Origin of the sequence: Thauera sp. SDU_THAU2, from assembly GCF_038260575.1 — a bacterium.
GTDB lineage: Bacteria > Pseudomonadota > Gammaproteobacteria > Burkholderiales > Rhodocyclaceae > Thauera.
On record NZ_JBBWUN010000003.1, the window covers coordinates 1,483,953 to 1,502,810 of the forward strand.

Genomic DNA, 18,858 nt, shown 5'->3' on the forward strand with positions numbered 1-18,858 from the left:
TGTTGTGCCGTCACATCCCCTGGTAAATCGGCCCCTCGCCGCCCTGGGGCACGACCCACTCGATGTTCTGCGTCGGGTCCTTGATGTCGCAGGTCTTGCAGTGCACACAGTTCTGCGCGTTGATCTGCAGCCGCGGCCCGGCCGCTTCCTGCACGATCTCATACACCCCGGCCGGGCAGTAGCGCTGCTCGGGCGCGTCGTACCTGGCCAGGTTGATCGCGATCGGCACCGTGGCGTCCTTCAGCCGCAGGTGGCAGGGCTGCTCTTCCTCGTGGTTGGTGTTCGACAGGAACACCGAAGAGAGCCGATCGAAAGTGAGCACGCCGTCCGGCTTCGGGTAGTCGATCTTCGCGCAGTCGGCCGCCGGCTTGAGTGCGGTGTGGTCCGCCGTGTTGTGCAGCGTCCACGGCACCTTGCCCTTGAACAGCACCTGGTCGATGCCGAACAGCAGCGAGCCCAGGTACAGGCCTTTCTTCATGTAGGGCTTGAAGTTGCGCGTCTTGTGCAGCTCGGCGTGCAGCCAGGAGTCCTGGAAGGCCGCCGGATAGGCGGTCAGCGCATCGCGCTGGCGTTCCTGTGCCAGGGCGTCGAACGCTGCTTCGGCCGCGAGCATGCCCGACTTGATCGCCGCATGGCTGCCCTTGATGCGCGCCGCGTTCAGGAAGCCGGCGTCGTCGCCGATCAGCGCCCCGCCCGGGAAGATCAGCCGCGGCAGGCTCTGCAGCCCGCCCGCGGCGATGGCACGCGCGCCGTACTGCAGCCGCTTGCCGCCTTCGAGATATTTGCGGATCTCCGGGTGGGTCTTGTAGCGCTGCATCTCCTCGAAGGGCGACAGGTGCGGGTTGCTGTAGTTCAGGCCGACGACGTAGCCGACCGCGACCAGGTTGTCCTCGAGGTGATAGACGAAGCCGCCGCCGTAGGTGGCGCTGTCCATCGGCCAGCCGGCGGTGTGCACGACCAGGCCGGGGCGGTGGTGCTCGGGTTTGACTTCCCACAGCTCCTTGATGCCGATGCCGTAGGTCTGCGGGTCGGCGCCGTCGCGCAAGTCGTACTTCGCTTCGAGCTGCTTGCCCAGGTGGCCGCGACAGCCTTCGGCGAACAGGGTGTATCTGGCGTGCAGTTCCATGCCCGGCTGATGGTGCGGGCCCGGTGTGCCGTCGCGGTTCAGGCCCATGTCGCCGGTGGCGACGCCCTTCACCGCACCGGCCTCGTCGTACAGGATCTCGGCACCGGCAAAGCCCGGATAGACTTCCACCCCCAGCGCCTCGGCCTGCTCGCCGAGCCACTTGACCACGTTGCCCAGGCGCACGATGTAGTTGCCGTGGTTGACGAAACAGTCCGGCAGCAGCCCGTTGGGGAGCTGGCGCGCGCCGGTCTCGTCGAGGAACAGCACCTTGTCCTCGGTCACCGCGGTCTTGAGCGGCGCGCCCTGCGCCTTCCAGTCCGGCAGCAGCTCGGTCAATGCCCGCGGGTCCATCACCGCGCCCGACAGGATGTGGGCGCCGAGCTCGGCCGCCTTCTCGATCAGGCACACCGACAGTTCCCGACCCTGCGCCGACGCCAGCTGCTTGAGCCGGATCGCCGACGACAGCCCTGCCGGGCCACCGCCCACGATCAGTACGTCGAAGTCCATCGAGTCGCGTTCCATCCTGTTCTCCTGTGCGCGAAGGTATGCTTCGCTTTCTTGCCGATTTGCGAAACGGCCTAGTTTAAACGGTCGCGGGTGGTCCGTAAGCCTGCCTCGCGGAACATACGGATGCGTATGTTACAGTGTGCGCGCTTTTGAAAAAAGCCGGTCGAACGAGGCCGGCCAGAACGAACAATGGAGACGACAACATGAAAGAAGGGGCAACGCTCGTTCATACGACCCGTATTCCGGTGCGCTGGGGCGACATGGATGCCTACGGCCATGTCAACAACACGGTCTATTTCCGCTATTTCGAGCAGGCCCGCTGCGAATGGGCCGAGAAGATGGGTTTCCAGGTCAGCCCGAAGGAGACGGCCGGGCCGGTGATCATCAATGCCAGCTGCACCTTTTTCGCGCCGGTCAATTATCCTGCAACCGTCGTCGTCAGGATGTACGCCGGCGAGTTGGGGCGTACGAGCGTGATGACGTGGTACGAGCTCTACGTCGAGGGAGAGGACAGGCTCTACGCCGAAGGCGCGGCGAAGACGGTATGGATGGACAACGCCACCGGCAGGTCCGCGCCCTTGCCCGAAGCGATCCGGGCGCTGCTCGACAGCGCTGCCGGCTGAACATTCGACCGCAGGAGCGCCGGAATAGCAGGCAGCTCAACTTGCGTGAATATCGATCGATGGTGAGGAGACATCATGAATCCTGCAAACGACAAGCCCTTGTGGCAACCTTCGCCGGAGCGGATCGCTTCGGCCAACGTCACCGCATTCCGGTTCGCGGTTGAAAAGCGCTGGGGTGTTTCGCTGCCCGACCATGAAGCGCTGCATGCCTGGTCGGTCGAGCAGCCCGAGCAGTTCTGGCTCAGCGTCTGGGACGGCGAAGGGGCAGCGGGCAGCGGCGTCATCGGCACGCGCGGCGAGCGTGTGCTGGTCGATGGCGAGCGGATGCCGGGGGCGAAGTGGTTTCCGGATGCGCGGCTCAACTTCGCGCAGAACCTGCTGCGTTCGCGCGACGCTCATGATGCGCTGGTGTTCTGGGGCGAGGACCGCGTCAAGAACCGCATGAGCCATGGCGAGCTGTACCGCGCCGTGGCCCATTTCGCCGCTGCGCTGCGCGAGCAGGGCGTGGTGGCGGGTGATCGCGTTGCCGCCTACATGCCCAACATGCCCGAGACGGTCGTCGCGATGCTGGCGGCGACGAGCATCGGCGCCATCTTCACCTCGGCCTCGCCCGATTTCGGCGTGCAGGGCGTGCTCGACCGCTTCGGCCAGACCGAACCCAAGGTGCTGGTGGCTTGCGACGGCTACTACTACGGCGGCAAGACCGTCGACGTGCTCGACAAGCTCGGCGAGATCGTCGGCCAGCTGCCTTCGGTCGAGCGCGTGGTGGTCGTGCCCTACGTGCATCACGACCACGACCTGTCGAAAGTGTCGCATGCGCGCATGTACGCCGATTTCATCGCGCCGTTCCATTTCGTCGACGACATCGAGTTCGCCCAGCTGCCCTTCGACCACCCGCTGTACATCATGTATTCCTCGGGCACCACCGGCGTGCCCAAGTGCATCGTGCATTGCGCCGGCGGCGCGCTGCTGCAGCACCTCAAGGAGCATCGGCTGCACTCCGACGTCAAGCCGGGCGACCGCGTCTATTACTTCACCACCTGCGGCTGGATGATGTGGAACTGGCTGGTGTCGGGCCTGGCGGCCGGCGCCACGCTGCTGCTCTACGACGGCTCGCCCTTCGCCGGCGACAACCACGTCATCTTCGACTACGCCGACGCCGAAGGCATGACCCACTTCGGCACCTCGGCCAAGTTCATCGACGCCTGCGCCAAGTTCGGCCTCAAGCCGCGCGAGACGCACCGGCTCGACAGCGTGCGGGCGATGATGAGCACCGGCAGCCCGCTGGTGCCCGAAGGTTTCGACTACGTCTATCGCGAGATCAAGGCCGACCTGCAGCTTTCGTCCATCTCGGGCGGCACCGACATCATCTCCTGCTTCGTGCTCGGCAGCCCGGTGCTGCCGGTGTGGCGCGGCGAGATCCAGTGCCGTGGCCTGGGCATGGCGGTGGACGTCTGGGACGACGATGGCCGTCCGGTGCGGGGCGAGAAGGGCGAACTGGTGTGCACCCGGCCATTCCCGGTGATGCCGCTGGGTTTCTGGAACGACGCCGACGGCAGCAAGTACCATGCTGCCTATTTCGATCGCTTCCCCGATGTCTGGTGCCATGGCGATTTCTGCGAGATCACCGCTCACGGCGGAATCATCATCTACGGCCGCTCGGACGCCACGCTCAACCCCGGCGGCGTGCGCATCGGCACGGCGGAAATCTACCGCCAGGTCGAGAAGCTGGACGAAGTCGTCGAGAGCCTGGTGATCGGCCAGGACTGGCCGCCGCAGAACCCGAACGACGTGCGCGTGGTGCTGTTCGTCAGGCTGCGCGAGGGGCTGGTGCTCGACGACGGCCTGGTGCAGCGCATCAGGCAGACGATCCGCGACAACACCACGCCGCGCCATGTGCCGGCCAAGGTGCTGCAGGTGGAGGACATCCCGCGCACCAAGAGCGGCAAGATCGTCGAACTGGCGGTGCGCAACGTGGTGCATGGCCGGCCGGTGAAGAATCAGGAAGCGCTGGCCAATCCCGAAGCGCTGGCCGATTTCCGTAGCCGCGCCGAACTGGCCGACTGACACCAGGAGAACGACGTGCTGATGAACCGTGAGAAATCCGTCCTGCTGATCATCGACGTGCAGGCGAAGCTTGCCCCTTCCATCCACGACAACGACAAGGTCGAGGCCAACTGCATCTGGCTGGCGCAGGTCGCCGGGCGCATGGGCGTGCCCATCGTCGTCACCGAGCATTTCCCCGACAAGATCGGCGGTACGCTGGAGTCGGTACGCGCCGCCACCGCCGGCGCGCAGTACGTCGGCAAGCAGTGCTTTTCGGCGCAGGGCGATGGCTGCCTGGCCGGCACCGCGGTGGCGGATTGCCGCCAGGTCATCATGTGCGGCACCGAAGCCCATGTCTGCGTGCAGCAGACCGCGCTCGACCTGCGCTGGGCGGGCAAGGAAGTGTTCATCGTCGCCGAAGCCTCAGGCTCACGCGATCCGGCCAACCGCGACCTGGCCTTCGCGCGCATGCGCAGCCACGGCATCGAGATCGTGTCGCGCGAGATGGTCGCCTTCGAATGGCTGCAGCGCGGCGGCACCGAACTCTTTCGTGAAGTGAACCGGGATTTCATCCGTTGAGCCCGCCGCCGGGGCATTGATGAAGCGGGTTTGCCAGCGTCATTTGACGAAATCATTTCCCGGGGGCGGGATGTTGCGGTACAGCATGTGATATCGGCCTTTCGGATGCTGGCCAGGGCCAGTTTCTGTTGATCTGCTTTGCTGCGGTGCGGGTCTGTTGCCCGAACAGGGCGTGCGCACTTTGCCAGGCCCGCGCCAATCGTCTAGGATTCGGCTGGATTTCCTTTTTTGCCAGGGATGGGCCGGCCTTGGACAGGCGCTTCCATCCCGGCGGAGACAGGAAATCCCTTCCCCTTCACGCTCGTCTGGCAGTGTCGCCAACAAAACAACGGAGAAATAAATGAACAAATATGGTGCGGAGTTCTTCGGAACTTTCTGGCTGGTCCTGGGCGGCTGCGGCAGCGCCGTGCTGGCCGCGGCCTTCCCGGATGTCGGCATCGGCCTGCTGGGCGTGTCGCTGGCCTTCGGCCTGACCGTGCTGACGATGGCCTTCGCCATCGGCCACATCTCGGGCTGCCACCTCAACCCGGCGGTGTCGATCGGCCTGTGGGCCGGCGGTCGTTTCCCGGCCAAGGAGCTGCTTCCCTACATCGTCGCCCAGGTGCTGGGCGGCATCGCCGCCGGCGGCGTGCTTTACCTGATCGCCACCGGCAAGGCCGGCTTCGACGTCTCCGGCGGCTTCGCCTCGAACGGCTACGGCGAGCATTCGCCCGGCGGCTACAGCCTGCAGGCGGCGCTGATCACCGAAGTGGTCATGACCATGATGTTCCTGATCGTCATCCTCGGTGCCACCGACAAGCGTGCGCCGCAGGGCTTCGCGCCGATCGCCATCGGCTTGTGCCTGACGCTGATCCACCTGATCAGCATCCCGGTCACCAACACCTCGGTCAACCCGGCGCGCAGCACCGGCGTGGCGGTCTTCGTCGGCGACTGGGCGACGGCCCAGCTGTGGCTGTTCTGGATCGCACCGATCATCGGTGCGGTGCTCGGCGCCGTGGTCTATCGCTGCATCGGCTGCGAAAAGAAGGCTTGAGCCTATCCCACGGGCGTCAGCGGCCCCTGTTCCGCTCTCTCCAGGCCTTGCCGGCTGGAGGGGATGGAGCAGGGGCCGTCTGCCGTTTGCGCGGACGGGCGCATGATCATCATTGTTGCAGTTGACCGTGGCCCGCCGCTGCCTGCGGGCTGACTTCGGTCGGGCGGATCGGTTATCATCGCGCTTTCCCGCAGCACTGTTCCCATGACCAAATACGTCTTCGTTACCGGCGGTGTCGTGTCCTCCTTGGGCAAAGGCATCGCGGCGGCCTCATTGGGGGCCATCCTCGAGTCCCGTGGCATCAAGGTCACGCACCTCAAGCTCGATCCCTACATCAACGTCGATCCGGGCACCATGAGCCCGTTCCAGCACGGCGAGGTCTTCGTCACCGAGGACGGCGCCGAGACCGACCTCGACCTCGGCCACTACGAGCGCTTCACCAGCGCCAAGATGAGCAAGCGCAACAACTTCACCACCGGCCAGATCTACGAGTCGGTGCTGAAGAAGGAACGGCGCGGCGAATACCTGGGCAAGACCGTGCAGGTCATCCCGCACATCACGGACGAGATCAAGGCCTACGTCAAGCGCGGCGCCGAAGGCGCCGACGTGGCGATCGTCGAAGTCGGCGGCACCGTGGGCGACATCGAGTCGCTGCCCTTCCTCGAAGCGATCCGCCAGATGGGTTTCGAGGAAGGCCGCAACGGCACCTGCTTCATCCACCTGACGCTGCTGCCCTACATCCCGACCGCGGGCGAACTGAAGACCAAGCCGACCCAGCATTCGGTCAAGGAACTGCGCGAGATCGGCATCCAGCCCGACATCCTGCTGTGCCGCGCCGACCGCTCGATCCCGGTGGACGAGCGGCGCAAGATCGCGCTGTTCTGCAACGTGATGCCCGAAGCGGTCATCGAATGCCTGGACGCCGACTCGATCTACAAGATTCCGGGCATGCTGCACGACCAGATGCTCGACCAGATCGTCTGCCACAAGCTCGACATCCTGGCCCGCGCGGCCGATTTGTCGGTGTGGGAGAAGCTGATCCATGCGCTCGAGCATCCGAAGCAGACGGTCAGCATCGGCTTCGTCGGCAAGTACGTCGATCTGACCGAATCGTACAAGTCGCTGATCGAGGCGCTGAACCACGCCGGCATGCACACCGAGTCGAAGGTCAGGATCCACTACATCGACTCCGAGGACATCGAGCGCGACGGCTGCGGCGTGCTCGATACGATGGACGCCATCCTGGTGCCCGGCGGCTTTGGCAAGCGCGGTACCGAAGGCAAGATCGCGGCCATCCGCCATGCGCGCGAGAACAAAGTGCCTTATCTGGGCATCTGCCTCGGCATGCAGCTTGCCGTGGTCGAGTTCGCCCGCGACGTCGCCGGCATGGAAGGCGCGCATTCGACCGAGTTCGCAGCCGACACCCGTTTCCCGGTGATCGGCCTGATCACCGAATGGAAGGACCGCAGCGGCCGGGTCGAGAAGCGCAGCGAAGCGTCCGACCTCGGCGGCACGATGCGCCTGGGCGGCCAGCTCTGCCAGTTGAAGGAAGGCACGCTGGCGCGCGAAATCTACGGTGCGGCCGAGATCATCGAGCGCCATCGCCACCGCTACGAAGTGAACAACACGCTGCTGGCCAGGCTGGAAGACAAGGGCCTGGTGGTGGCGGGTCGTGCGCCGGCCACCGACCTGTGCGAGATGGTCGAACTGCCCACCGACGTGCATCCGTGGTTCGTCGGCTGCCAGTTCCATCCCGAATTCACGTCCAACCCGCGCAAGGGACACCCGCTGTTCACCGCCTACGTGAAGGCGGCAATCGCACGCAAGCAGGCCAGCGCCTGAAGGAGCGAAGCATGAACCTGTGTGGTTTCGAAGTCGGACTCGACAAGCCCTTCTTCCTCATCGCGGGCCCCTGCGTGGCCGAATCCGAGCAGATGTGCCTGGATATCGCCGGCCAGATGAAGGAAATCTGCGGCGAACTGGGCATTCCGTACATCTTCAAGGCCTCCTACGACAAGGCCAACCGCAGCTCGGGCCGGAGCTTCCGTGGCCACGGCATGGATGCCGGGCTCAAGATGCTCGAAGCAGTGAAGAAGCAGCTCGCTCTGCCGGTGCTGACCGACGTCCATACCATCGAGGAAATCCCGGTGGTGGCCTCGGTCGTCGATGTGCTGCAGACGCCAGCCTTCCTGTGCCGCCAGACCGATTTCATCCATGCGGTGGCGGCCAGCGGCAAGCCGGTCAACATCAAGAAGGGCCAGTTCCTCGCCCCGGGCGACATGAAGAACGTCGCCGACAAGGCGCGCGAGGCCAATGGCGGCGCCGACACCATCATGGTCTGCGAGCGCGGCGCCTCCTTCGGTTACAACAACCTCGTCTCCGACATGCGTTCGCTGGCGATCATGCGCGACACCGGCTGTCCGGTGGTGTTCGATGCCACCCATTCGGTGCAGCTGCCGGGCGGGCAGGGCACGGCTTCGGGCGGCCAGCGCGAGTTCGTGCCGGTGCTGGCGCGCGCGGCGGTCGCGGTCGGCGTGGCGGGCCTGTTCATGGAAACCCATCCCGATCCGGCCAAGGCGCTGTCCGACGGCCCCAACGCCTGGCCGCTGCCGAAGATGAAGGCCTTGCTGGCGACGCTGAAGGAGATCGACGTGCTGGTCAAGCGCGAAGGCCTCCTCGAAACGACGCTCTGAAAAATGGCTGGGGGGCGGCGGTATCCGCACGGACTGATGAGCGCTATAGCGCGGCGGCGCCCACAAGGCGGCGCGCGGGCGCGAGCATACTGCGAGCATTCTTTCTGCCGGCTCACGCCCCCGCGTGATCGATTCGAATCATCCCGTAACTGCAACAGGACAAACACATGAGTGCAATCGTTGATGTGATCGCCCGCGAGATTCTCGACTCCCGCGGCAACCCGACCGTCGAAGCCGACGTGCTGCTGGAATCCGGCGTGATGGGCCGCGCCGCCGTGCCCTCGGGCGCGTCCACCGGCTCGCGCGAAGCGATCGAACTGCGCGACGGCGACAAGTCGCGCTTCCTCGGCAAGGGCGTGCTGCGCGCGGTCGAGAACGTGAATACCGAGATCGCCGAAGCCATCATCGGCCTCGACGCCGAAGACCAGTCCTTCATCGACCGCACCCTGATCGAGCTGGACGGCACCGAGAACAAGTCGCGCCTGGGCGCCAACGCCATGCTGGCGGTGTCGATGGCCGTGGCCAAGGCCGCCGCCGAAGAGGCCGGCCTGCCGCTGTACCGCTATTTCGGCGGCTCCAGCCCGATGGTGATGCCGGTGCCGATGATGAACGTCATCAACGGCGGCGAACACGCCAACAACAGCCTCGACATCCAGGAATGCATGATCATGCCGGTGAGCATGGGCAGCTTCCGCGAAGCCCTGCGCTGCGGCGCCGAGATCTTCCAGCACCTGAAGAAGATCGTCGATGGCAAGGGCTACCCGACCACGGTCGGCGACGAAGGCGGCTTCGCCCCCAACGTATCCGGCACCGAGGAAGCGCTGAACCTGATCCAGGAAGCCATCATCGCCGCCGGCTACGTGCCCGGCCAGGACGTGCTGCTGGCGCTCGACTGCGCCGCCTCCGAGTTCTACAAGGACGGCAAGTACGAGCTGAAGGGCGAAGGCCTGTCGCTGACCGCCGAAGGCTTCACCGACTACCTGGCGACGCTGTGCGACAAGTTCCCGATCGTGTCGATCGAGGACGCGATGGCCGAAGGCGACTGGGAAGGCTGGAAAGTGCTGACCGAGCGCCTGGGCAACAAGGTGCAGCTGGTGGGCGACGACCTGTTCGTCACCAATACCCGCATCCTGCAGGAAGGCATCGAAAAGGGCATCGCCAACTCGATCCTGATCAAGATCAACCAGATCGGCACCCTGACCGAGACCTTCGCCGCCGTCGAGATGGCCAAGCTGGCCGGCTACACCGCGGTGATCTCGCACCGTTCGGGCGAGACCGACGACTCGACCATCGCCGACATCGCCGTCGGCCTGCGCGCGATGCAGATCAAGACCGGCTCGCTGTCGCGTTCGGACCGCATCTCGAAGTACAACCAGCTGCTGCGCATCGAGGAAGATCTGGGCGACACCGCCTTCTACCCGGGCAAGCGCGCGTTCTACAACCTGCGCTGAGCGCTGAGGCACGACCGAGGCCGGCGGCTCGTCCGCCGGCCTCGGTCGCACCTGCACTGGCGGTATTCCTTCCATGCGCTGGCCCATCCTGATCCTGCTCGCCCTCGTCGTGCTGCTGCAATACCCGCTCTGGCTGGGGAAGGGCGGCTGGCTGCGGGTATGGGAAGTCGACCGTCTGCTGCAGGCGCAGCGCGCCGAGAACCTGAGGCTCGAACAGCGCAACGCCGGCCTCGACGCCGAAGTGCGCGATCTCAAGTCGGGCAACGAGGCGATCGAGGAGCGGGCACGCTTCGAACTCGGCCTGACCCGGCCGGAAGAGATCTACGTGCAGGTGCCGCAGAAATAGGTTTCCGCCCCGGAAGCTTCAGCCTCGGTTCGAGGCGATCAGCGTCCGTGCGCCGTCGATGCGCGGCGCGAAGTAGCGGTTGTCCAGCCTTTCCACGCGGACGCTGCCGCGGCTGGATGGCGCATGGATGAAGCGGCCGTCGCCGATGTAGATGCCCATGTGCGAATGGCGGCGTTTCAGGGTGTTGAAGAACACCAGGTCGCCGGGCTGGAGCTGATTGACCTTGATCGGCCGCGTGCGGTCGGCGATCTGCGCGGCGTTGTGCGGCAGGCGCTTGCCGCTGATGTTCTCGACGATCCAGGCCACCATGCCGCTGCAATCCAGGCCCGCTTCGGGGTTGCGTCCGCCGAAGCGGTAGCCGGTGTCGAGCAGGCCGAGCGCGAACAGCACCATTTCCTGCGCATGGGCCTCGTCTTCGAGCGTGAAGTAGCGGGGCTGGGTGATGGGTGCATCCGTGGTCGCGCGCGGACCGGGCGCGGGCGCCGAGCTGCAGCCGGCGAGGACGGCTGCGGCAAGCGCGGCGATGCCGGCAAGGCGGATGGCCGGGCGTGGAGCGGGTGTCGATGCGTGTTCCATGCGCGCAAACATAATCGAGCCGGCCTGCCGCGTCCAGCGCGGCAGCCGGCAATGGCAAGCCAGGGCTTGCAGGCCCGGCCTGCTTCAGTCCAGCAATTCGATGCGGCCGTTGATGTTGACTGCCAGTTCGCTCTCGCCGCCTTCGAGTGGCGCCGCCGCATCGGCCATCATCGCCGGCGCGGCCTGCATGCGATACCTGATCGGCGGCATGCCTCCGCTGTCACCGATCGACATATGCACGATGCGGTATTGCTTGCCGAGGGTCTTGGCGATCAGCGCCGCGCGCTGCTCGAAAGCCTGGATCGCGCCGACGGTGGCTTCCTCTTCCGCCTTGCGCCGGGTCTCGGGCGCAGGCTGCATGGCGACGCCCGACAAGGCCAGGTCCGACTGCAGTCTGCCGATCAGCTCCGACAGCGCACCGAGGTCCCGGCTTTCGATGCGGATCTCCGAGCGCATGCGCCACGATTCGATCTTCCCCTGGCCGTTCTTCGCATACACCGGCCAGGTCGATACTCCGCCGGACTGGGCTTTCACGCTGGCAAAGCCACGCGCCAGATCGAGCGCCTTGCTGATACGCCGGTTGATTTCCTTCGCCAGCACGGCGGCATCCTTGCCGTTGCTTTCGGCATAGAGCGTGGCGATGCCGAGGTCGTTCGGCGCGGCCTGGCTCGCATTCGCGGAGAACTCGATGGTTTGCTGCTGACGGGCGTTCTGCTCGGGTGCGGCAAGCGCGACAGTTGCGGCAAGCGGCGAGACGAGGGCGGCGCCGAGGATGATGCTGGGCCAGAGGCGAAGAGACATGGGCGAACTCCCGGGAGATGAACAGAGGCGGCCGATGCACTCCGGGTGCAGAGGCCGCCATGAATGGGACTCCGGTATACCGCAAATCGTCTCTTGCCGGGACGGATGGCTGTAAGCGCGCATTACCCGACAGCACCGGGCCCCGGATGCCTCGCAGCTCCGGGGGCTCAGGCAGCGGGCGGCTGCCCGAGCACCGTCGCCGGGTCGATCGCCCGCAACTCGGTCTTGTAGCGAGCCGCATTGTCGACGTAGTGGCGGGCGTTCCACTTCAGGTGTTCGATCTCGGCATCGGAAAGCTGGCGGATCACCCGGCCGGGCGAGCCGACGACCAGCGAGCGGTCGGGAATGGCCTTGCCTTCCGGGATCAGCGCGTTGGCGCCGATGATGCAGTGCTTGCCGATGACCGCCTTGTTGAGGATCACGGCATTGATGCCGATGAGGCTGCCGTCGCCGATCGAGCAGCCGTGCAGCATCGCCATGTGGCCGACGGTGACGTCCGCGCCGATGGTCAGCGGCACGCCGTCGTCGGTATGCAGCACCGAGCCGTCCTGGATGTTGCTGCCGTCGCCGATCCTGATCGGATCGTTGTCGCCGCGAATCACCACGTTGTACCAGATGCTGACGTCGCGACCGGCCTCCACCGCGCCGACCACGGTCGCATTGTGGGCGACCCAGGATCCTTCGCCGAAACGGGGCGCGCGATCGCCCAGGGCGTAGATGCTCATGTGTGTTTTCTCGCTCTCTCTGGCTGCCGGCCGGTGCCGACGCTCGGGGGGCGCATCATAGCAAGCGCATCCTGCGCTGCAAACCACTCCGGGGTCCGGCAATGTCCCTGATCCTGCGGGAAATTCCCCATCCGCTCCCCCGGCTGCCTTGGCGCTTTCCCCCGCTGCGGTGCTAGCATGCGAGTCGCAAACGGATATCCTTCATGCTCAGTTACCGCCACGCCTTCCATGCCGGCAACCACGCCGACGTCCTCAAACACACCCTGCTGCTCGAACTGCTGTCCTATTTCAACCGCAAGGACAAGCCCTGGCATTACATCGACACCCACGCGGGTGGCGGCTGCTACGCGCTCGACAGCGAGCAGGCCGGCAAGACCGCCGAGTACGTCGATGGCGTCGGCCGCATCTGGGACCGGACGGACCTGCCCGAGCCGCTGGCCGCCTACCGTGCGGCGCTGGCACAGTTCAACCCCCATGGGCGCCTGTTGTTCTATCCCGGTTCGCCTGCGCTGGCGATGACGCTGGCGCGGCCGCAGGACCGTCTTCGCCTGTTCGAACTGCATCCGGCCGATTTCGACTCGCTGACGCGCACTTTCGCCACCGAGGCCGAACGCGTGCAGTGCCGCAAGGCGGACGGCTTCGGTGCGCTGAAGAGCCTGCTGCCGCCGCCTTCCCGCCGTGCCGTGGTGCTGATCGATCCGCCTTACGAAGTCAAGGACGACTACCGCCATGTGGTCGATTGCCTCAGGGATGCGATGCGGCGCTTCCCGACCGGCACTTACGCCGTGTGGTACCCGATGCTCGCACGTCCGGAAGCGCGCAGGCTGCCGGAGCGGTTGGCGGAGCTGGGTGCCGGCAGCTGGCTCGACGTCCGCCTGGCGGTGCGCCGGCCGCCGCGCGAGGGTTTCGGCATGTTCGGCAGCGGCATGTTCATCGTCAATCCGCCTTGGGTGCTGCCCGAGCGGCTCGAATCGATGATGCCCTGGCTGGCGGAGGCGCTGGGCGTCGACGATGGCGCCGGCTTCGACCTGGAGCACCGCATCGAATGAAGCCGCAGCGAACGGGACGGGATCGGCTCGACGGCCTGCGCGACGACTTGCGCCGCTTCGCCGCCGAGCGCGACTGGGACCAGTTCCATACGCCCAAGAATCTCGCGATGGCGCTGGCCGGCGAAGCCGGCGAGGTCATCGAGCATTTCCAGTGGCTGACGCCCGAGCAGTCCGCCAGCCTGGATGCGGAGGCGCGCGGCGCGGTGGCGGAAGAGCTGGCGGACGTTCTGCTCTATCTCGTCCGCCTTGCCGACGTGCTCGAGGTCGACCTGGCGGAGGCCGCAGTGCGCAAGATGGCAATCAATGCAGGGCGCTATCCGGCCGCCAAGGCCAGAGGGCGGGCCGACAAGTACGATCGGCTGTGAAGGCCGGCTCTGGCGGTGTTGCATCGATGCTGCAACGCAGCGTAAACCGCGCTGGCGGGAGTCACGCGGTGTTTGGGGGCTTGTCGATTTTCTGAAACAATGGCGCCTTTCCATTACGGATCACTTTGTGTGGACCTGAAGCACATCAGCGAGATCGAACGAGCAGCGCATCATGGCCGGGGTGAAATGCTTCGCCTGGGCATCGGGCTGCTCTTCATCGTCGGGGTCATGTTTTACGCCGCGATGCGCGGCGGCGGCGGCGAAGGCAGCCTGATCCTCGTCATGGCGGCGATGGTCGGCGGCTACATGGCGATGAACATCGGCGCCAACGACGTCGCCAACAACGTCGGCCCGGCCGTCGGCTCCAAGGCGATGAGCCTGGCCGGCGCCCTGGTCATCGCCGCCGTCTTCGAAGCCGCCGGGGCGCTGATCGCCGGCGGCGAAGTCGTCGGCACCATCCGCAGCGGCATCATCGACCCCGAACTCATCACGGATTCCGATACCTTCGTCTGGATCATGCTGGCTGCGCTGCTGGCCGGCGCGCTGTGGCTGAACATCGCCACCGCGGTCGGCGCGCCGGTGTCGACGACGCATTCCATCGTCGGCGCGGTGCTCGGTGCCGGCATCGCGGCCGAAGGCACCGGTATCGTGGCCTGGGCGACGATGGGGAACATCGTTGCCAGCTGGGTCATTTCGCCGCTGCTCGGCGGCGTGTTCGCCGCCGCCTTCCTGTATCTGGTCAAGCGCAGCATCACCTACCAGCCCGACATGGCGGCGGCGGCGCGCAGGATGGTGCCGATGCTGGTGGGCCTGATGGCCTGGACGTTCGGCACCTACCTGATCCTGAAGGGGCTGAACCGCGTGTGGACGGTCGGTTTCGGCGAGGCGGCGGTCTATGGCCTGCTGATCGCCGTACCGGTCTTCTTCCTGACCAAGCGCTCGATGAACGGGCGCGGCATGCAGCTCGCCAATACCAAGCAGAGCGTCAATCGTCTGTTCACCGTGCCGCTGATCGCCGCTGCGGCGCTGCTGAGCTTCGCCCACGGCTCCAACGACGTGGCGAATGCGATCGGGCCGCTGGCCGCGATCGTCGATGTCGTCAGCAGCAGCGGCGTGATGCACAGCTCCGCGCCGATTCCGACCTGGGTGATGATGGTGGGCGCGCTCGGCATCGCGCTCGGCCTCGCGCTGTTCGGGCCGAGGCTGATTCGCACGGTGGGCAGCGAGATCACCGAGCTCGATCAGATGCGCGCTTACTGTATCGCGATGGCGGCGACGTTGACCGTGATCGTCGCCAGCCAGCTCGGCCTGCCTGTCAGCTCGACGCACATCGCGGTCGGCGGCGTGTTCGGTGTCGGCTTCCTGCGCGAATATCTGAAAAGCAACTACGACCGCATGCTGGCGGAGATCAAGGCGCATCACCCCGAGGGCGATCTGGCCGCGATCGAGGCTTTTGTCGCCCGCTTCGAGAAAGCCTCGATCGACGAAAAGGGCGCGATGCTGCGCGACCTCAAGCAGCGCTCGAAGAAGGCCGAGGATCCGGCGCATTTCTCGAAGGTCGAGCGCAAGGGCTTGCGCAAGGTGTACCGCCGCGAACTGGTGAAGCGTTCGCAATTGCTGCGCATCGCCGCGGCCTGGGTGATCACGGTACCGGCGTCGGCGCTGATGGCGGCGATGCTGTTCTTCATGATCCGCGGCATGATGCTGCCGTGATCGTCGGCGCCTGCTTCACATGAGCTTTGCCGAACTGATGGCGGTGCTGGGACTCGGCGGCGTCGTCTGGTTCTGGTTCGACAGCCTGAAGGCGCGCGAGGCGGGGCTGGAGGCGGCGCGGCGTGCCTGCCTGCGCGAGGGGCTGCAGTTTCTCGATGAGACCGTCGTCGGCCACGGCATCAGGCTCGCACGCAACGACGAAGGGCATGTGGTGCTGCGCCGCGGCTTCGATTTCGAGTATTCGCTGTCTGGCGACGATCGCTATCGCGGCTCGGTGCTCATCGAAGGGCGCGAGGTCGTGCTGGTCGATACCGCGCAGCACCGCATCCGCGTGCTGCACCCGCACTGAGCTGCCGTTCAGCCCGAGATCGCGCGCAGGAATTCGCTGCGGGCCTGGGGCGAGCGCTCGAATTCCCCGCTGAAAGCCTGGGTGACGACGCGTTCGTCGCCGCGCCGGTCCTCGCCCAGCAGCAGGCAGAGCTGCTCGGCTTCGATCACGCAGGCCGCACCTGCCGCCTTGCCGTGCCGCAGCAGCGCGTCGGCGATGTCGCGCGTCATCCATTCCTGGTAGGTGAAGCGGTGGCCGATCGCGTCCACCAGGCGGGCGATGCGGCCGAAGCCGTGCAGGCGCCCGTCGGGGATGTAGGCGACGTGGGCGACACCGCGGAAGGGTACGAGGTGGTGAGGACAGACGCCATGGACGGCGATGCCGCGCACCACCACCATGTCGCGGCGCTCGTCGGCGAAGCCTTCGCCCAGCACTTCGGCCGGATCCAGCTCGTAGCCGCCGAGCAGGCGCCGCTGCCACAGTTCGCGCACGCGCTGCGCGGTGCGGCCGGTATGGGAGGAATGCGGATCGATGCCGCAGGCGCGCAGCAGGTCGTCGATCGCGCGTTCGAAGGCGGGGGCGTCGAAGGCGCCGCTCCGTGCGATGCCGATGGTGTCGGGCGGTGCCGGGGAGGGCGCTTCATGCGCGTCATGGTCGTGTGAGTGCATCGGGCCTTCCATGCGTATCGCGGCTGGTGGGCAGGCCATGATACGCGGATCGCCCGCCAGCGTCGCCGTGGCGGCGTCCGGAAAGCGGGAGAGGGTTCAGGCGATGAAGACCGGGTCCGAGAACACCAGCGTGCCGTCCTTGCGCATCATCAGGTTGTTGGCGTTCAGGATGTCGGGCAGCACCTGGTATTCCTCGACGAAGTCCGACAAGGCCTTGAGTGCCTTGTCGAGCTTGTTGCTGGCGAAGGGGTTCAGCGTCATGTCGTACAGCGCGATCCGGCCCATGTCGGCGCCGAGCTTGCTCCATTGCTGGCAGGCCGACCAGTAGGTGTCGATCAGCCGCAGCGCCAGCGCTGCGGCGGGCGAGCCTTCGGCCAGTGGATAGAGCTTTTCCATCTCGATCAGATGCAGCGGATAGCCGGACTGCGCACGGCCGATGACGCCGTGGTCGGCATGGATGACGGGGAAATGCTCGCCGCGTGGACGGTCGTCGGCGGTGTAGAGGAAGTAGTCGGCGGGCGAGCTGACGATCTTGTAGACCCGCTCGCCGTCGCCCTTGTCGAGCACGATCGAATATTCGCCACGGCCGATTTCCGCCTTGCCGTCGAGCAGCGGATGCGCCGGAACGGGGTCCGGCAGCACGATACCGTTCCGTCCGAGCCGTGCCCGGGCCGAGGCGATATCGATCGTGGCGATCATGGCGATGCTCCGTGCTTACGCCATGATGTTATACCCGGCATCGACGAAATGCACGCCGCCGCTGACCAGCCGGCCGGCGTCGGACACCAGGAAGGCGGTCAGCGCGCCGATGTCCTCGGGTGTGACCAGCGCATGCATCGGCGAGCGCTCGACCGCGGCGGCCATCAGGCCGTCGAAGCCGGCGATGCCCGAGGCGGCGCGGGTCATCAGCGGGCCGGGCGACACGGCATTCACGCGGATGTTCTTGGCGCCGAGTTCGGCCGCCATGTAGCGGGTGGCGGCCTCGAGCGCGGCCTTGCACAGGCCCATCACGCCGTAGTTGGGGATGACCTTTTCCGAACCCAGGTAGGTCATCGTCACCAGTGCGCCGCCGCCGGCCTTCTCGAGCAGCGGCTCTGCCTTCTTGGCCAGGCGGACGAAGGAGTGGGTCGACACGTCCATCGCCAGCGCGAAGCCGTCGGCCGAAGTGTCGACCACGCGGCCGTGCAGGTCGTCGCGCTTGGCGAAAGCCATGCTGTGCACGGCGAAGTCGAGCTTGCCGTGGCGGGCCTCGATTTCGGCGAAGGCGGCATCCATGGTCTCGGGTCGGGTGACGTCGAGCAGGAACACGTCCTCGACGCCGAGGCGGTGGATCACCGGCTCGATGAAGGCGCGGGTCTTTTCGTTCTGGTAGGTGATGATCAGCTTGGCGCCGGCCTGGGCGCAGGCTTCGGCCACGCCGGTGGAGATGGATTTCTCGTTGGCGATGCCGGTGATCAGGCCGATCTTGCCTTCGAGATTGATGATGGGCGTCATGTTGTAGTCCTCGCAGTAAAAAGGGTTTTTGTGCGCTGCAAAATCAATGTGCCGCAGCGATGCGGCGATTTTCTTTCAATGATTCGTGACGAAAGCGGCAGGTGCCGGTGCCTTGGATTGGAGTATATTCTGCATCGCAGCAATCCAGAACCGCAGCCATGCGCCCAAATGGCAGAGAGAGTGCAACATGACACGCAATACATACATCTTCATGGACTTCGACGGCGTTACCCACCCTTGGGGCGAAGTCGAGGACTTCCGCTGCCTGCCGCTGATCGAGGCGGTGCTGCGGGAGTTCGAAGAGGCGCGCGTGGTCATCGCCTCGGACTGGCGCATGCTGTTCTCGATGCAGAAACTGGTGGCCCGTTTCGCCGAGGACATCCGTCCCCGCATCGCCGGCGCCACGCCGCACATGCTGCCCAAGCACGGTGCCGAGCTGCATGGCCTGCGCGAGCGGGAAGCAATGCTGTGGCTCGCCCAGCACGAGGCGGATCATCGCAGTGCCGCGTGGTGCGCGCTGGACGATGCGCCGGGCAACTGGATGACCCGCTCGCGCCTGTTGCTGACCGATTTCAAGCGTGGTTTCACCGACGAGGACGCCGTGGCGCTGCATCGCATGCTGCGGAACTTCCGCGACGGGACCGTCGGGAGTGTCGACCTTCGCACCGGCGCCGCTGCGCCGGCGTCGTTGTGGGCGGCACGCAGCATCGCCTGAGCGTTGCCGCGGATTCCTGC

20 protein-coding genes are annotated in these 18,858 nt (G+C 66.0%); 13 read left to right on the top strand and 7 right to left on the bottom strand.

Going from position 1 to position 18,858, the window contains the following annotated elements; genetic code table 11:
- Positions 1-10 precede the first annotated feature (10 nt).
- The gene (locus AAFL97_RS08180) at positions 11-1,648 is read right to left on the bottom strand and encodes an electron transfer flavoprotein-ubiquinone oxidoreductase (RefSeq protein WP_341644484.1); all 1,638 of its coding nucleotides are present in this window, start codon (positions 1,646-1,648) and stop codon (positions 11-13) included.
- A 188-nt stretch (positions 1,649-1,836) separates the two neighbouring features.
- Between AAFL97_RS08180 and AAFL97_RS08185 the strand changes: the two genes are divergently transcribed.
- The 8 genes from AAFL97_RS08185 (at position 1,837) to ftsB (ending at position 10,404) form a co-directional block, all read left to right on the top strand.
- Positions 1,837-2,256, top strand: a complete 420-nt coding sequence (locus AAFL97_RS08185) for an acyl-CoA thioesterase (RefSeq protein ID WP_341644485.1) — start codon at positions 1,837-1,839, stop codon at positions 2,254-2,256.
- 75 nt (positions 2,257-2,331) lie between these two features.
- Positions 2,332-4,323 carry an acetoacetate--CoA ligase gene (locus AAFL97_RS08190; RefSeq protein ID WP_341644486.1) on the top strand — a complete coding sequence of 664 codons (1,992 nt, stop codon included), beginning with the start codon at positions 2,332-2,334 and terminating at the stop codon, positions 4,321-4,323.
- 15 nt (positions 4,324-4,338) lie between these two features.
- Positions 4,339-4,881, top strand: coding sequence for an isochorismatase family protein (locus AAFL97_RS08195; protein WP_341644487.1), 543 nt, complete (start codon positions 4,339-4,341; stop codon positions 4,879-4,881).
- A 340-nt stretch (positions 4,882-5,221) separates the two neighbouring features.
- Positions 5,222-5,914 (top strand): aquaporin Z, encoded by a 693-nt coding sequence (gene aqpZ / locus AAFL97_RS08200; protein ID WP_341644488.1) that lies wholly within the window; start codon positions 5,222-5,224, stop codon positions 5,912-5,914.
- Between the two features lie 204 nt (positions 5,915-6,118).
- The gene (locus AAFL97_RS08205) at positions 6,119-7,756 is read left to right on the top strand and encodes a CTP synthase (protein WP_341644489.1); all 1,638 of its coding nucleotides are present in this window, start codon (positions 6,119-6,121) and stop codon (positions 7,754-7,756) included.
- An 11-nt stretch (positions 7,757-7,767) separates the two neighbouring features.
- Entirely contained in the window at positions 7,768-8,607 is an 840-nt protein-coding gene (gene kdsA, locus AAFL97_RS08210; protein WP_341644490.1) for a 3-deoxy-8-phosphooctulonate synthase, read from the top strand.
- Positions 8,608-8,774: 167 nt separating this feature from the next.
- On the top strand, positions 8,775-10,058 hold the full coding sequence (gene eno / locus AAFL97_RS08215; protein WP_341644491.1) for a phosphopyruvate hydratase: 1,284 nt from the start codon (positions 8,775-8,777) through the stop codon (positions 10,056-10,058).
- A 73-nt stretch (positions 10,059-10,131) separates the two neighbouring features.
- On the top strand, positions 10,132-10,404 hold the full coding sequence (ftsB, locus tag AAFL97_RS08220; protein ID WP_068638080.1) for a cell division protein FtsB: 273 nt from the start codon (positions 10,132-10,134) through the stop codon (positions 10,402-10,404).
- Positions 10,405-10,422: 18 nt separating this feature from the next.
- Here ftsB and AAFL97_RS08225 read toward each other — a convergent pair whose 3' ends face one another.
- The 3 genes from AAFL97_RS08225 to AAFL97_RS08235 form a co-directional block, all read right to left on the bottom strand.
- A complete protein-coding gene (locus tag AAFL97_RS08225) occupies positions 10,423-10,980 on the bottom strand; it encodes a C40 family peptidase (protein ID WP_341644492.1) in 558 nt (185 codons plus the stop codon).
- An 84-nt stretch (positions 10,981-11,064) separates the two neighbouring features.
- Positions 11,065-11,781 (bottom strand): SIMPL domain-containing protein, encoded by a 717-nt coding sequence (locus tag AAFL97_RS08230; protein WP_341644493.1) that lies wholly within the window; start codon positions 11,779-11,781, stop codon positions 11,065-11,067.
- A gap of 167 nt (positions 11,782-11,948) precedes the next feature.
- Positions 11,949-12,506 carry a gamma carbonic anhydrase family protein gene (locus AAFL97_RS08235; RefSeq protein ID WP_341644494.1) on the bottom strand — a complete coding sequence of 186 codons (558 nt, stop codon included), beginning with the start codon at positions 12,504-12,506 and terminating at the stop codon, positions 11,949-11,951.
- A gap of 203 nt (positions 12,507-12,709) precedes the next feature.
- Here AAFL97_RS08235 and AAFL97_RS08240 point away from each other — a divergent pair, with 203 nt between their 5' ends.
- The 4 genes from AAFL97_RS08240 (at position 12,710) to AAFL97_RS08255 (ending at position 15,982) form a co-directional block, all read left to right on the top strand.
- Entirely contained in the window at positions 12,710-13,555 is an 846-nt protein-coding gene (locus AAFL97_RS08240) for a 23S rRNA (adenine(2030)-N(6))-methyltransferase RlmJ (RefSeq protein ID WP_341644495.1), read from the top strand.
- Positions 13,552-13,920 carry a nucleotide pyrophosphohydrolase gene (locus tag AAFL97_RS08245; protein WP_341644496.1) on the top strand — a complete coding sequence of 123 codons (369 nt, stop codon included), beginning with the start codon at positions 13,552-13,554 and terminating at the stop codon, positions 13,918-13,920. The genes AAFL97_RS08240 and AAFL97_RS08245 overlap by 4 nt, the downstream gene beginning before the upstream one ends.
- A 129-nt stretch (positions 13,921-14,049) precedes the next feature.
- On the top strand, positions 14,050-15,633 hold the full coding sequence (locus AAFL97_RS08250) for an inorganic phosphate transporter (RefSeq protein ID WP_341644497.1): 1,584 nt from the start codon (positions 14,050-14,052) through the stop codon (positions 15,631-15,633).
- A gap of 19 nt (positions 15,634-15,652) precedes the next feature.
- On the top strand, positions 15,653-15,982 hold the full coding sequence (locus tag AAFL97_RS08255; protein WP_341644498.1) for a DUF3301 domain-containing protein: 330 nt from the start codon (positions 15,653-15,655) through the stop codon (positions 15,980-15,982).
- Between the two features lie 8 nt (positions 15,983-15,990).
- Here the strand turns inward: AAFL97_RS08255 and folE are convergent, their stop codons facing one another.
- The 3 genes from folE to fabI all read right to left on the bottom strand — a co-directional run bounded on the left by folE (position 15,991) and on the right by fabI (position 18,123).
- Positions 15,991-16,629 (bottom strand): GTP cyclohydrolase I FolE, encoded by a 639-nt coding sequence (gene folE, locus AAFL97_RS08260; RefSeq protein WP_341644499.1) that lies wholly within the window; start codon positions 16,627-16,629, stop codon positions 15,991-15,993.
- A gap of 96 nt (positions 16,630-16,725) precedes the next feature.
- A complete protein-coding gene (locus AAFL97_RS08265; RefSeq protein ID WP_341644500.1) occupies positions 16,726-17,328 on the bottom strand; it encodes a hypothetical protein in 603 nt (200 codons plus the stop codon).
- Positions 17,329-17,343: 15 nt separating this feature from the next.
- Complete coding sequence (gene fabI / locus AAFL97_RS08270; protein WP_341644501.1) at positions 17,344-18,123, bottom strand: enoyl-ACP reductase FabI; 780 nt, start codon at positions 18,121-18,123, stop codon at positions 17,344-17,346.
- Positions 18,124-18,310: 187 nt separating this feature from the next.
- Between fabI and AAFL97_RS08275 the strand changes: the two genes are divergently transcribed.
- A complete protein-coding gene (locus AAFL97_RS08275; protein ID WP_341644502.1) occupies positions 18,311-18,838 on the top strand; it encodes an HAD domain-containing protein in 528 nt (175 codons plus the stop codon).
- Positions 18,839-18,858 lie beyond the last annotated feature (20 nt).